Below are 13,403 nucleotides of genomic sequence, written 5' to 3'. Positions count from 1 at the left end.
TAACCCAACAAGCACTATTTTCTAAAATTTTGTTAATAAAAATGTTTTGAACAGACCTAGAATTAGGTCTAGTGTAAGGCTCCAGATTAAATTCTTATTTGACTAGCTCTTTAGGCAGTCAAAAAATGGCTTGAGTTTAATGATATTGAACACTGACATTATAAAGAATGGACCAGATGAAGATTTTTGTCGTTATGGACTTGGATTTTGCATCGTAAAAGGTCATAAAGTAATAAGTTATGTTCGAGTTGTTGACAATGTTCAACGATGGAAACAAATCTTAATCTCAGCGTTAGCCCGGATACTAGGTTTTGTTTAATGAAAAGCTTTGAAGTTTAAATGGACATAATTATTTCTTTTCTATTCAAATGACGAATTATCTACCGCAAGGACAATCAATCATTTACGTTATGAGCCACTCTATTGACAAGCATAGCATAACTTTATATATTGTTAGTGATGACTAACATTAATAAGGAGGATGAGATGGCGAAGCATACTAAACAAAAGATTTTACAGGCAGCCTGTGAAATGATGTCTGCTAAGGGTTATCAAAATATAACAGTGAAAGAAATTGCAGAGAAGGCTGGCTGCAGTGAAATGACTGTCTTTAGAAAATTCAATACAAAGTTTGAGATATTACAAGAAATTGTGAAAGAATATTCGTATGTGCCATATTTTGAGAATTTCTTTACTAGTGAGTTAATAGGTGATATTGAAGAGGATTTGAAGAGAATTTCTGAAGTTTATTTGCATTTTATGAATAAAAATAAGCCATTGTTTTTAATTGCTGTGCAAGAAAGAGGAACGCTACCTAAATTGATGGATGAGATTTCTAAACAGAATACTCAGAAGTTGCAAAATTTACTGGCGAATTATTTTGAAAATCAAATTAATAGTGGAAAGCTAAGACCATTTGATACTGAGCAGAAAGCAATTACTTTTTTAACATCATTATTTGGTTTTTTTGTTTCGATTGCTTTATGGGACGATCATTTTTTGCAAAATCAGGAAGCAATATATATTAATAATATAATAGACACATTTTTAAATGGGGTACAAAACTAACCCTATTTTTTTAGACAAAAATGTTAGTTATGACTAACAAAGAGGAGAGAGTAATGAATATATCCACTTATAAACATAAATGGATTGTAGCCATTTTATTATCTGCGGCATTTATATCAATTTTGAATCAAACCTTATTAATGATTGCCATGCCTCCTATAATGGCTGATTTTCAAATTGATGCCAATCAAGCTCAATGGTTAACAACCATCTATTTATTAACAAACGGTATTTTAATACCCATTACTGCCTATCTCATTGGTAGATTTTCCAACCGAATGTTATTATTAACAGGGCTTGTTTTATTTAGTGTGGGGACATTAATTGGTGGTTTCGCACCTAATTTTATGACTTTGCTTCTTGCCCGTGTTATACAAGCAGGTGGTGCCGGCATTATTATGCCGATGATGCAAACAATTATTATAACAATTTATCCAAAAGAAAAACGGGGCACTATCATGGGGATAGCAGGACTTGTGACAGGTTTTGCGCCAGCAGTAGGACCAACACTTGCAGGCTGGCTTATCGAACAGTTCTCATGGCGGTATTTATTTTATACGATGTTTCCGATATCAATAATCATTATTTTAATTGTAGCTTTCTATATGCGAAATGTTACTGAGAAACAGCAAGGTCAATTGGATGTATTATCTGTTGTCTATTCCTCATTTGGCTGGGGAGGATTACTATATGCATTTAGTATTGCTGGATCTAAGGGCTTTGATAATCTTGAAGTGTGGATTCCTCTAGGTATTGGTACTATTTCACTTTGGCAATTTATACAAAGACAATTAAAGCTAGAGAAACCAATTTTAGAATTTAGGGTTTTTCAGTCTAAGATTTTTACCTTATCAACGATTTTATCATTTCTTGTTTATTCTTTAATGGTCGGTTCACAAATACTACTCACATTCTATATGCAGAATGTACGTGAGTTAACAGCATTAGAAACCGGATTGATGCTGCTGCCGGGAGCATTAGTCATGGGTATTTTTTCTCCAATTGCAGGGAAAATTTTCGATAGATTAGGGGGAAGATTATTGGCAATAGCAGGGTTTAGTCTTATTTTAGGTGGAAATATAGCCTTTATTTTTCTTTCTTATCATTCTACTATTTTGTACATTTCTACTATATTTAGTTTCATTTCACTTGGTATTACAATGGTTATGATGCCATTAACAACTGCTGGTATGAATGCTTTACCGATACGTTTAATCGCACATGGAACAGCGGTCAATAATACTCTTCGTATGGTGGTTGGGGCTATTATAACTGCTCTGCTGGTTACTATAATGAGTAGTACAAGCAGTTTTTATCATGATCTTTCAATGAATCAAGCAATGCTGAATGGTATACGAGCTGCATTTATGACGGCAAGTCTTTTAAGTCTAGGAGGATTTATCATAGCACTCCTTTATAAAAATCCTATAAAAAATACTTAATTCCTGTAACAATTATTATATAGTAATACAAGAGCCTTTCAATAAATTCGTTTTACCATTTTTATTTCGAAAAGGCAATGAATTAAAGTCAGCGCTGAACACGACTTTGAGCTTTACTAGAACAAGTCATTATGCAGTAATATTTTTAATGATTTCAGGAGGTTGAATGATTGTTACGTATTCATCTTATCCTTCTGTAATGATGGATGATACTAGCGATTTTATTACTTATACTTATTGGTAGTTTGATAGGAGTGATCCTTAAAAACATGAAAAATTGCAGAGAATCAGGAGAAGAAATTATTAGAAACTGCGACAAAGCTTAAAGGATATAGTTGGGTGACATTATTATCCATTATTTTGGCTATTTTCATTATGACAAATCGCAGTTTATTTTCCTAATGGAGGAATAGGTTGAATGAAAAGAAACATTGGTATATTGCTATTAATTGTCTCGATTATGTGGGTACTCCATACATTTTCAAAAAATTTTATGGTTGACCCTACTTTTGAAAAATTTATTTCTAAAAAGGATCTGCTTCTTACTGATCAATCCCTGTGGATCTTCATGATACGACTTCATATTTTGCTTGCTATTATTTCGTTGCTTACTGGTCCATTAGGGATTATGAAAAAAATCCGAATTAAATCTATTAAATTCCATCGCTGGAATGGTCGATTCTATGTATTATCCATTATCTTAAATTTCATTCCTGGTCTCTATGTTTCATTTTTTGCCACTGGGGGATGGCTAAGTACAATAGGATTTCTTATTTTAAATAGTTTATGGCTTACAACGGCATGCCTTGGCTATTGGTATATCAAGAAACAAAAAGTAATTTTGCATAGTCAATGGATGATTCGAAGTTTTTTCCTTTCCTTTTCGAACATGTTGATTTATATCATTGTCGCCATTACATATAGCTTAATCAATATGCCCTACGAAATTTCCTATATCATAGCAGTCTGGTTATGCTGGATGATTAATCTGCTAGTAGCAGAGATAATTATTAGGAAGAAAATATGCTTATAAACCATAGTATAAGCAACAAAATGAATAGTAGTAGATTTGCAAAGCTATTTCTGTGTACAGTGAAATCTGTTTATAGAAATGGCTTTTTCAACATTGTTTGAAAAAATTCAGTTTCCTTTCATTTTTGATTTCTACAATGACAACAAAGGGAGGTATTGATGATGAAGAAATTAACTTTAGTAATCGTTCTAATAGCCGCAAGCTTTACAACAAATGGTGTAGTCGTACATGCAGATGATCACAAGCATGAAGATAAAAAATACGAAAAGTATAAAGACTATGACGATGATGATGACGACGATTACGAGTATGATGACGAATATTACGATGATGATGAAAATGAAGGTGAAACTTATTATTTTCAAGATGCAGTAAGGGAAAAAGGGACCTGGAATATTTGGACTCGAACTGTTACGGCAGATAAAGAAATATTACCTTTCACGGATTCTCAGAATGTTACTTTTAAGTTAGATGGAACAAATAAGGTATTAAACGTTTTTGTTATTCCTAAAGATGGAGAATTTTTTGTACCTGGAAAAACAATAGCACAGGCTTTAGGAGCAAAAGCAACCTTTTATCAAGCAAGTAAAATATTAGATATTCAGGATCAAGCTAATGAATTAATTTTTCGTGCTGGAACAAACGTTGCCTATGATAACAACGTTAAAGCACCCATTCCTGCACAAGCATTTTATGTGAATGAAGAATTGTATGTACCGATTAGTACAATCACGAACGGTTTAGGCTATATAGCTGAATGGCAAGCAAGCACTCAAGCATTTGTATGTCATCGAATTACGAAATAGGAGGGTAGGATTATGAAAGATCCGAAAAAGGCAAAATGGGTTTTAGGTGCATCGGGGGTACTTTTATCTGCAGCATTACTAACTCAAATGAACAGCCCAACACAGGCTGAAACATCACGCTCGAACAATATACAAAATTTAGATCAGGAAAGTATGACAGAAAGAGAAAAAGAACTCGTGCAGCTTGACTGGACAAATTTTGAAGTTACAAGTCAAGCAGCTGTTAAAAGCGAGCGAAAAACGAAAAGAACTTAATGGAGTTGGTCGTGTGGATACACTAACTTTGCAGATAATGAATACGGAATTTTATATTGCTATGCCCAAAGGTGTACACTTCACTTGGAAGGAAAAAGCAGAGAGATGGCTGCAATACGTAGCAAAAGAATGGTCAAGGTTTCAACCAAACAATGAATTATCAAAACTAAATGAATTAAAAATCGGAGATACGCTCCGCATAAATTCGTTTTTATATGATTGTCTCTTACAAGCAGATCAATATTATCAGCTTTCTAATGGTCTATTTTCACCATATCTTAAACTGCAAATAGAACAGCATGGCTACAATCAGTCCTTCCCGTTTAAAACTGCTAAAAGCAACATCTATCAAAACAAAACTCTGACTGTGGGGAAACCATTTCAGTTTCTAGGCGATCGGTTAGTTATGAAAGTAGCTGATCTGGAAATTGATTTGGGCGGATTTGCTAAAGGGTATGCCATAGAAAAATTGGCTAATTGGTTGAAGGAAGAAATAGCTGTTGATTTTGGTCTAATTGATGGCGGTGGGGATATGCAAATGTGGTCTGCTGGAGAAAAAACTTGGACAATCGGTGTTGCAGATGCCTTGGATATCGATCAGGAAATTAGTTCGATTAAAATGAAAACAGGTGCTATTGCTACATCTAATCGTGTTTATCGAAGCTGGCTGTATGAGACAACAAAAAAACATCATTTGTTGAATGGACAAACTGGTGAAGTTGTAGAGACAAATGTCTTACAGGCTTCTGTTGTAACATCCTCGTTATGTGATGCAGAGGTTGGTGCAAAACTTTGCTTTCTATTGGAAGAAGCTGAGCTGCAGCAATGGTTTGAGAAAAATTGTCTGAAAAGTGCACGCTTTATTGTGAAAGAGGGGCAAACAGCTACTTGGCAGATGACAGGAGTGAACTAAATGCTTACAAGTACATGGGAATGGATTCGATTATTAGGTTTTTTAGCGTATTTTTACTTTACTATTTCTATTATTTTTGGCTTGTTAAGAAAATCATCGTTTGTAAAATCACATAAAAATTTAATTTATCATATACATCAAAATGCAGGGTGGCTAGGGTTAATCACAGTGATAGCGCATATGCTTGTGCTAATAATAGATCACTATGAGCCGTATCGTTTAGGAGAGATTTTACTTCCTTTCACAGCTAACTATCAGCCATTTTCATCAGCTTTTGGGACAATAGCATTTTATTTATTTTTAATAGTGATCCTGACATCTGATTTATGGATTCGAACGATGAATCGCTCTATATGGAAAAAAACTCACTTTCTGGTGTTACCAGCATGGGCATTTTCACTTGCCCATGGAGTGCTTATCGGAACTGATTCAGAAAATCCTGTAATTCTCTTGTTTTATTTAATCTCCGCTGGGCTTACACTATCGATTTTGGGAGCGAGAACAGTAGGTCAACTAATGAAAAAGATAGATGTTTCAACATCACATCAAAAATAAAAAACATCAGCTTATCTCCTGGAAAAAGAGATAAGCTGATGTTAACATGTCACAAAGGGAATTCGATATGGAATGTAGTGCCTTTACCAATTTGACTTGTTGCATAGATTTTTCCATTATGCTGCTGAACAATTGCCTTTGCTATGGCCAGTCCTAAACCAGTGCCATTTCGTTGACGAGCAGTATCACTTCGATAAAATCGTTCAAACACTAAAGGTAGTTCCTGTTCCGTCATACCCATACCACTATCCGCAACTGTAATTTTTACAATGTCTTGATTCTTTAACAGCGTAAGTGTTATTTCTCCTCTATTTGTATATCTAATGGCGTTGTCTAATAAGATATAAAGCAGCTCTTGTATTTTCGAAGCATCGCCAAGGAGCTGGATGTTTTCTTGAATGTCAGTTGAAAATCGTATATCAGAAGGCATAATCCTTTGAAATTTTACACTGACTTTTTTAAATAAGGTAGATAATGGTATTAATTCTTTGGTAGGAGAAACCTGCTGTTGATCGTGTCGTGCTAAGAATAATAGTTTATCAATTAGCTCTTTCATTATCTCAGCCTCATCTTTTAAGTCCGCAATTAATTCCTTCCCTAGAGGGCTTAACTGTTTAGCTTCTTCTACCTCTAAAATTTCAAGTGAACTATAAAAAATACTGAGTGGTGTCCGTAATTCATGAGATGCATCTGAAACAAACTTTTTTTGCTTATTGAATGACCATTGAATCGGTATCATTGCTTTACCCGCTAAATAATAGCTTAGTAGCCCAATTAAGACCGTAGAAATACAGGTTAATAATATTAGTAAATATCTTACATTTTGGAAAAAGTGCTGCTGTGACGTTACAGATTTACCAACGATAATATAGCCGACTACCTCATCGTTGCTGAAAATTGGTTTTTTTTCAAGTAAAAAATGCTCCTCCTGCCATTTATAATGTTTCACAATGTTAGCACTTGGGCTGCTATAGTAGAAGACCTTTTCAACCTGTTCTTTCAGACCCTTATAGGATTCATCGCCATGAACAAACAGACGACCCTTTGTGTAAATATAGTAAAAAAAATTACGATTTGGGTCATAGCTTAACATTTTTTTGTTTGCATGAACATGCTCAAAAAAATCATGTTCTTGCCTTACGTAAAAATCTTCTAATTCCTTCATTTGTTGATTTTCCATAAGTTTAACGAGTGAAAAATAAAGAACAATAACAAAGAGTGAAAATAATAGGAAATAAAGCGTTGCATTGATGTAAGCTAATTTTTTTCTCGTTGTATGAAACATTAGTTATCCCTCAGTTTATAGCCAATCCCTCTGATATTTTGAATATGTGATTTGGATTGACCATCATCGATTTTTTTCCGAACAAGCTTGACTAGCGCGTCTAAGGAATTATTCGAAACATCGTAATCGTAGCCCCATATATAAATGCAAATTTGTTCTCTTGTGAGTATACGACCTTTATTCATAAATAAATATTCTAAAAGTAAGAATTCATTTTTAGTGAGATCAATCACTTTATTATTGTACAAAAACACACGAGAATCTACATACAGTTGTAAATGATCTATTTGGATGACCTGTTCAATGATTTTATCTTTTCTTCGGAGCAATGCGCGAACTCTTGCTAGTAGCTCCTCCATTTTAAATGGTTTTACAATGTAATCATCTGCACCGCTATCAAGCCCTTTAATAATGTCATCTGTGTCATCCTTTGCTGTTAGCATTAAAATACTACCATTAAACCCAGTGTGTCGCAGCTGCCTGCAAACTTCAATTCCACTAATTTTTGGCATCATCCAGTCTAAAATAACAAGATCGTATATCTCAGTATGAGTATGGTCTAGCGCATCCTGTCCATTATCTGCCTCTGTAACAAGATGAAATTCCTTTTTTAATATATAAACAATATTTCTTCTAAGCCTTGTATCATCTTCTGCTAATAATATTTTCAAGGTTGTTTCCTCCCGTTTATACTATCAAGCTAACTATACGTTTTAAAAATGACATGAAACTGAAAATGTATTCCATACTTCGATGAGAGTCGAAGCTTTTCCTATCTATAATGTTACTTAAATATAGAAAAAGGAGGGACAACTATGAATATTTATAAATTTATTGCATTATTAGTCCTAACTACATTTTTAATGGGATCTTCCTTTGCCATTGTTAAGTTAGGTCTGCCTTATTCATCGCCATTATTATTAGCTGCACTTAGATTTATACTAGCAGGGGTTATAATGGCTGTTATAGTAATAGCTTTCAGGAGACCTCATCCAACCTCAAATGGTAGTTGGATGAAGATTTTAATAATTGGAGCATGTCAAACAGCTGGTGTTATGGGCTGTATTTTTTTAAGTTTGCGAACGATTACAGCAAGTGAATCTTCCATCTTAACATTTACAAATCCCTTACTCGTTGTAATATTTGCCACTCTCTTTACAAAGGCACGCTACCGCACATATCAATGGTGCGGTGTTGTCCTAGGATTGGTAGGCGTGATGATTACAATGGGTGCACAGGTTACCATACAAATCGGACTTATTTTTGGTATTCTTTCTGCTGTTTTTTGGGCAATGGCAACATTGCTAGCAAAAAAATGGGGAGTTTTATTTGATACTTGGGTTTTATCAGCCTATCAAATGCTTTTTGGTGGTTTAATTCTATTACTAGCTAGTTTCTTGCTTGAGCAGCCATTTTTTATTGTGAATAAGACTTCTATTTTTATTTTGTTATGGTTAAGTATTTTATCCTCTATCGTGCAATTTGCTGGCTGGTACTATCTTTTACAAAATAGCGATCCTGGGAAAACAAGTGCCTTTTTGTTTTTAGCCCCATTTTTCGGAGTATTAACAGGCTGGGCACTATTAGATGATCCACTCAAGCTTTCGTTAGTAGTAGGAGGTGTCTTTATTATTGCAGGAATTTATTTAGTAAATCGTAATTTTACTGCAAATGATAAGAAAAATCTCCGTGGAGAGATAACAGATGATAATTGATTAGTCTAGCTTATATCCATGTTAAAAACTTCTTTAAAGCCAGCTCGTCCTTTTTCAGTGACTTTAATAGCTCGGATAGATGGGACACGCGTAATCCATTCTAGGTTTAATAAATGTGTCAGCAGTCCGTGACCGAGAGCTCCACCAAGATGATATCGTCGTTCACTCCAATCTAAGCAGGCATGAGAAAATGAACGACGCTTTCTTTTTAATTCATCTAAATCAAGACCGAAATTAGTAAAAAATTGTGTACCTTCAGCTGTAATGACAAACTGTTTTTGGTCTAGCTCTAAATAACCAGTGGTAAGTAATGATTCAGTTAATTGCACACCTAATTTTCCAGCTAAATGATCGTAGCAGGTTCTTGCATCCTGTAGAATTTTTATTTGACTGGACTGCTTTAATGAACGCACTTCAGGTGGCGGAGACATTACGAGGAAGGATTCCAATAATTGTGCAATGTCTTCACCTGCTAGCTGAAAATATCGATGGCGACCTTGCTTTTCTACTTTGACAAGCTTGCCATCCACTAACTTAGCGAGATGAAAGCTAGCTGTTTGAGGTTTAATTGCGGCCATATATGCTAATTCACTGGCTGTATGGAAGCGACCATCCATCATACTAGCAAGCATTGTAGCTCTTGAGGTTTCGCCTAGAAGGGAAGCAATTTCTGCAATGTTCGGATTAATACTCATTTGTCACAATCCTTTCTCAATCGATGTTTCATTTTTCGTAAGAGTATTTATCGTTTACAATAATACATATAAAGGAGGGAGTAAATAGCATGGAAATGTCTTATGCTGTAATTTTTACATCACAGAGAGCAGAAAAGGATGGGGAGGGCTATGCTAAGATGGCTGAAGCTATGGATAACTTAGCACAAAAGCAGCCAGGCTTTATTCGTGTAGAAAGTGTTAGAGATGCCGAGGGAAAGGGAATTACGGTATCCTATTGGGAAACGTTAGAGGCTATTCAGGCGTGGAAGGAAAATACCAAACACTTAGTTGCACAGCAATTTGGGAAAGAGAATTGGTATACGCAATATCATGTGGAAATTTGTCAGGTCATGAAAGAATATTCTTTCACCAAATAATGAAACCTTATGATAGAGGGAGTTACTATATGACTACATCTATTTTAGAAGAATGGCACGAACAACGGAAAAATTTCAATCCATCTAATCCTGTTAGCATTAATCAAATGCATGAGTTTAAAGAACAGGTGAAGCTTGAAGAGCAGACAGAGGGAACTTATCACAGCTTCAGCTTTAATGACTTCTGGCGGGGTTTACTATCATATGTGGAAAAGTTTACAGAACACTGAATGATTAGCTGTTCTTTTATATTTTGCTGAAAACTATTGAGACCATCAAATAAAGACGTCATTGTTACTATAATAAGCGCTTCTTTAGCTCATATCCTAAGATGTTAGTGAGAATGGAGGAATGAAAAATGTCAATTGAACGATTGGGGGAGTGGTTACAATCCTCAAAAAGGACAGTTATTTTAACAGGGGCTGGCATGTCAACTGAAAGTGGTATACCAGATTTTCGTTCAGCATCAGGATGGTGGCAAAATATTGATCCTCGTACAGTAGCCACTACCGAGTCATTGATGGAAAATTATCCATTGTTTCATGAATTTTATAAATTGCGCATTGAGCATTTAGAAAATGTAGCACCACATGAGGGACATAAAATTCTTGCGGATTGGGAAAAACGTGGGATTGTATCTTTAATGATGACTCAAAATGTAGATGGGTTTCATCAATTGGCAGGTAGTCAGAGGGTGGAGGAACTACATGGCTCGATTCGCTCAATTCGCTGTCACCGCTGTCAGCAAGCCGCTTCAATGGAATGGTTTCTGAATAAGGAGAGCTGTAGACATTGTAATGGGAAATTACGGCCAAATGTTGTACTTTTTGGTGAAAGTTTACCCCAAGAGAGCTGGCACAGATCGATGGATGCTATTAAATCAGCTGAGCTTGTACTTGTCATAGGTACTAGCCTTGAAGTGTATCCTGTGAATCAGCTCCCTGCGATGACAAAAGGAAAAACGGTTTATATCAATTTAGATATAACACAGCATACCATACCATTTGATTTAATTATCGAAGGGAAAACAAAAGAAGTGTTGCAACAAGTGCAAATTTAAAAGAAGGCGCCTCGAGAAATCGATAGGCGCCTAAAACATTTGTGGTAAAAACTCCTTCATAAAGCGTTGGTTTTTACGTAACCATATTTTCAAAATCATTCGATGTGTAAGTAGTCTTTGTCTTTTATGAGGTCTAGCCTTTGCCTCTATTAAGCTTTGCAGTAGAATACTTGTTTCTGTTGCAAATATTTGAGGATCGACAAGTACATCAAGCTTATAATCAATTAGTTGTGCAGCCTGTACTTTGGCGAGTAACTTCGAAAAGAGACTGTTCATTTCCTGAAAATTTTCTTCTAATTCTAAGTCGATCAAGGTAAATAATGTTTGTTCAATTTCAGTTTCAAGTATTTGTAAATCGTGTGTTGACGGTATCAAAAAATCACCTCTTTCTTATACTATATAAAATCCAAGCGTCGCAAAAAGTATTCCGACCAAAATGGACGTAGACATATAAATAATCGCATGTCTCCATCTTTTCTGTTCTATGAGCTGTAAGGATTCAAAACCAAATGTTGAAAAGGTTGTATAGGCCCCTAAGAAACCAATTCCGATAAAATGCCATAGCCAATCGCTTAGATGTAATGCAAACAAAAGTCCAAGTGCGAAAGAACCTGTTATATTGATGAAAAATGTTGCCCATGGATATGTATGAACGATCCATTTCCCTAAATAAAATCTCGTCAATGCACCTAAAAATCCACCGATACCAACAAGAATCATATGGTACGCCCCTTCGCCAGTTTATGTCCTAGCCATGCACAAAGTAAACCGCCAATAACACTTATGAAACAATAAAACAGGGCTTGCATCCATTGATGATCTTGTAGTAGTAATAGGGTCTCCAAGGAAAATGTCGAAAAGGTTGTAAAGGCTCCAAGAAAGCCTGTCCCGACGCCTAATACAATGGGTGTGCGCTTTGGAAAAGTAGTAAAAAGCCATGCTAAAAAGAAGCAACCTATTAAGTTAATACAAAGTGTTATAACTGGAAAACCGCCTGTAGTGGGAAAAGTCAGGCTAAGACTATAACGACTGACAGCCCCTAAAAATCCTCCAATTCCAACTGCTAAAAATGATTTCAAAGTTAGTCGCTCCTTAAATTTTATCCTGTACAAGCAGGCAGTAATTTTATCGTATTGTTGGAACAAGACTACACATATGTAAAAGTGTACAGAGGGCTCCACTATTTAAAGTTTCACATTCTATAAAGATTTTATCATGAGATATCATTTATGGAAATTTTAGATACCTAATTCTATAGAAATGATATTAATATAACAATATAATTATAGTGGAAATAGTTTTGAAACAACGAAAAAATCCGCTACCAAAGAATGAAAATTTTCTGATTTTTCTATAAATTTATCTAAAAGCCATTGATTAGTATATATAGGGAGGATTAAAATAGAATTATATTTATTATTATTTAATCACTAACGTCGCGTGAATTTTAATTGAATTTTCTGTTTTCTATTTCTTCCGTTTTTAAAGAAAATGAAAGGCACTTAAATAGAGATAGTAAACATCCATTTTTTTACTATAACCGTTGACTGGGGTAACTTACAGTTCAAAATCCTTATGGTACTGTATTTCCTTCTATTTTCCGAAGCCAAATACGTGCCGGTTTCCATAGTACTGCTTTTAAGTACCTAGTAATTTGTAGATACGTCCGTGAACTGTTTGTGTGAAGCTGTGCTAGCACGTTTAAGCAGTATACGATCATTGCAATGTACACCTGATTGTGCACAGCTTGCTCACTTTGCCCGTAGAACTTTTTAATGTTCAGATGCTGTTTCATCCATTTGAAAAACAGTTCGATTGCCCAGCGTGACTTATAAAGTTCAGCGACTTCATCTGCACTTAAATCAAAACGATTCGTCATCAGATATAGCTCTTTACCAGTTGGATCCAGTACTTTGATACGGCGAAATACATTTTCAGCACGATTTTGCGTGTTGCCAATCAGAATCATTTCATCCGATAACACAGATGACTGTTCAGGTACTTCAAATGATTCAATCACACGTGTTACGGCGTTTTTTCGTAAGCGTGAGACAAAGAAAAATCCATCATCTGTCATGCGGTCAAAGCGCTCATAATCTAAGTAGCCTCGGTCAAACACGTACATGCATTCCTTGTCATCAACGAGAATTTCAAGCTGACCACGATCATGTTCTTTCG

At 35.2% G+C, this 13,403-nt stretch carries 18 protein-coding genes; 11 read left to right on the top strand and 7 right to left on the bottom strand.

Annotated features, from left to right (window positions below; all coding sequences use genetic code 11):
• Positions 1-486: 486 nt before the first annotated feature.
• The 7 genes from AC3WOM_RS18880 to AC3WOM_RS18850 all read left to right on the top strand — a co-directional run bounded on the left by AC3WOM_RS18880 (position 487) and on the right by AC3WOM_RS18850 (position 6,072).
• Complete coding sequence (locus tag AC3WOM_RS18880; RefSeq protein WP_427543498.1) at positions 487-1,068, top strand: TetR/AcrR family transcriptional regulator; 582 nt, start codon at positions 487-489, stop codon at positions 1,066-1,068.
• A 53-nt stretch (positions 1,069-1,121) separates the two neighbouring features.
• A complete protein-coding gene (locus tag AC3WOM_RS18875; RefSeq protein ID WP_492447936.1) occupies positions 1,122-2,510 on the top strand; it encodes an MDR family MFS transporter in 1,389 nt (462 codons plus the stop codon).
• 418 nt (positions 2,511-2,928) lie between these two features.
• Complete coding sequence (locus AC3WOM_RS18870) at positions 2,929-3,543, top strand: DUF2306 domain-containing protein (RefSeq protein WP_492447935.1); 615 nt, start codon at positions 2,929-2,931, stop codon at positions 3,541-3,543.
• Between the two features lie 161 nt (positions 3,544-3,704).
• Positions 3,705-4,349 carry a copper amine oxidase N-terminal domain-containing protein gene (locus AC3WOM_RS18865; protein ID WP_427543487.1) on the top strand — a complete coding sequence of 215 codons (645 nt, stop codon included), beginning with the start codon at positions 3,705-3,707 and terminating at the stop codon, positions 4,347-4,349.
• Between the two features lie 12 nt (positions 4,350-4,361).
• Positions 4,362-4,604, top strand: a complete 243-nt coding sequence (locus AC3WOM_RS18860; RefSeq protein WP_427543484.1) for a hypothetical protein — start codon at positions 4,362-4,364, stop codon at positions 4,602-4,604.
• A gap of 13 nt (positions 4,605-4,617) precedes the next feature.
• A complete protein-coding gene (locus AC3WOM_RS18855; protein WP_492447934.1) occupies positions 4,618-5,517 on the top strand; it encodes an FAD:protein FMN transferase in 900 nt (299 codons plus the stop codon).
• Complete coding sequence (locus tag AC3WOM_RS18850) at positions 5,518-6,072, top strand: ferric reductase-like transmembrane domain-containing protein (RefSeq protein WP_427543477.1); 555 nt, start codon at positions 5,518-5,520, stop codon at positions 6,070-6,072. It begins immediately after the preceding gene.
• A gap of 49 nt (positions 6,073-6,121) precedes the next feature.
• On the opposite strand, the gene AC3WOM_RS18845 is transcribed toward AC3WOM_RS18850, so the two are convergent.
• Both AC3WOM_RS18845 and AC3WOM_RS18840 read right to left on the bottom strand, forming a co-directional pair.
• Positions 6,122-7,357 carry a sensor histidine kinase gene (locus AC3WOM_RS18845; protein ID WP_492447933.1) on the bottom strand — a complete coding sequence of 412 codons (1,236 nt, stop codon included), beginning with the start codon at positions 7,355-7,357 and terminating at the stop codon, positions 6,122-6,124.
• Positions 7,357-8,028 (bottom strand): response regulator transcription factor, encoded by a 672-nt coding sequence (locus tag AC3WOM_RS18840; RefSeq protein WP_427543471.1) that lies wholly within the window; start codon positions 8,026-8,028, stop codon positions 7,357-7,359. The genes AC3WOM_RS18845 and AC3WOM_RS18840 overlap by 1 nt, the downstream gene beginning before the upstream one ends.
• A 144-nt stretch (positions 8,029-8,172) precedes the next feature.
• On the opposite strand from AC3WOM_RS18840, the gene AC3WOM_RS18835 reads away from it, so the two are divergent.
• Positions 8,173-9,072, top strand: a complete 900-nt coding sequence (locus AC3WOM_RS18835) for a DMT family transporter (protein WP_427543468.1) — start codon at positions 8,173-8,175, stop codon at positions 9,070-9,072.
• Positions 9,073-9,077: 5 nt separating this feature from the next.
• On the opposite strand, the gene AC3WOM_RS18830 is transcribed toward AC3WOM_RS18835, so the two are convergent.
• Positions 9,078-9,767, bottom strand: coding sequence for an ArsR/SmtB family transcription factor (locus tag AC3WOM_RS18830; protein WP_427543465.1), 690 nt, complete (start codon positions 9,765-9,767; stop codon positions 9,078-9,080).
• Positions 9,768-9,856: 89 nt separating this feature from the next.
• Here AC3WOM_RS18830 and AC3WOM_RS18825 point away from each other — a divergent pair, with 89 nt between their 5' ends.
• From AC3WOM_RS18825 to AC3WOM_RS18815, 3 genes are all read left to right on the top strand, one after another.
• On the top strand, positions 9,857-10,165 hold the full coding sequence (locus tag AC3WOM_RS18825) for an antibiotic biosynthesis monooxygenase family protein (protein WP_427543462.1): 309 nt from the start codon (positions 9,857-9,859) through the stop codon (positions 10,163-10,165).
• A 29-nt stretch (positions 10,166-10,194) separates the two neighbouring features.
• Positions 10,195-10,395 (top strand): hypothetical protein, encoded by a 201-nt coding sequence (locus AC3WOM_RS18820; RefSeq protein WP_492447932.1) that lies wholly within the window; start codon positions 10,195-10,197, stop codon positions 10,393-10,395.
• A gap of 128 nt (positions 10,396-10,523) precedes the next feature.
• Positions 10,524-11,225, top strand: coding sequence for an SIR2 family NAD-dependent protein deacylase (locus AC3WOM_RS18815; protein ID WP_492447931.1), 702 nt, complete (start codon positions 10,524-10,526; stop codon positions 11,223-11,225).
• 30 nt (positions 11,226-11,255) lie between these two features.
• Here AC3WOM_RS18815 and AC3WOM_RS18810 read toward each other — a convergent pair whose 3' ends face one another.
• The 4 genes from AC3WOM_RS18810 to AC3WOM_RS18795 all read right to left on the bottom strand — a co-directional run.
• A complete protein-coding gene (locus tag AC3WOM_RS18810) occupies positions 11,256-11,600 on the bottom strand; it encodes a hypothetical protein (protein WP_427543454.1) in 345 nt (114 codons plus the stop codon).
• Positions 11,601-11,615: 15 nt separating this feature from the next.
• A complete protein-coding gene (locus tag AC3WOM_RS18805; protein WP_427543451.1) occupies positions 11,616-11,945 on the bottom strand; it encodes a fluoride efflux transporter FluC in 330 nt (109 codons plus the stop codon).
• Positions 11,942-12,304 (bottom strand): fluoride efflux transporter CrcB, encoded by a 363-nt coding sequence (gene crcB, locus AC3WOM_RS18800; protein ID WP_492447930.1) that lies wholly within the window; start codon positions 12,302-12,304, stop codon positions 11,942-11,944. The genes AC3WOM_RS18805 and crcB overlap by 4 nt, the downstream gene beginning before the upstream one ends.
• 494 nt (positions 12,305-12,798) lie before the next feature.
• On the bottom strand, positions 12,799-13,403 hold a 605-nt coding region (locus tag AC3WOM_RS18795), incomplete at its 5' end, for an IS4 family transposase (RefSeq protein WP_492447929.1).

The sequence above is a fragment of the Lysinibacillus sp. FW301-JW8 genome (assembly GCF_058788755.1).
Note: the sequence above shows the minus strand (reverse complement) of the source record. Positions and strands in the feature narration are given on the sequence as shown.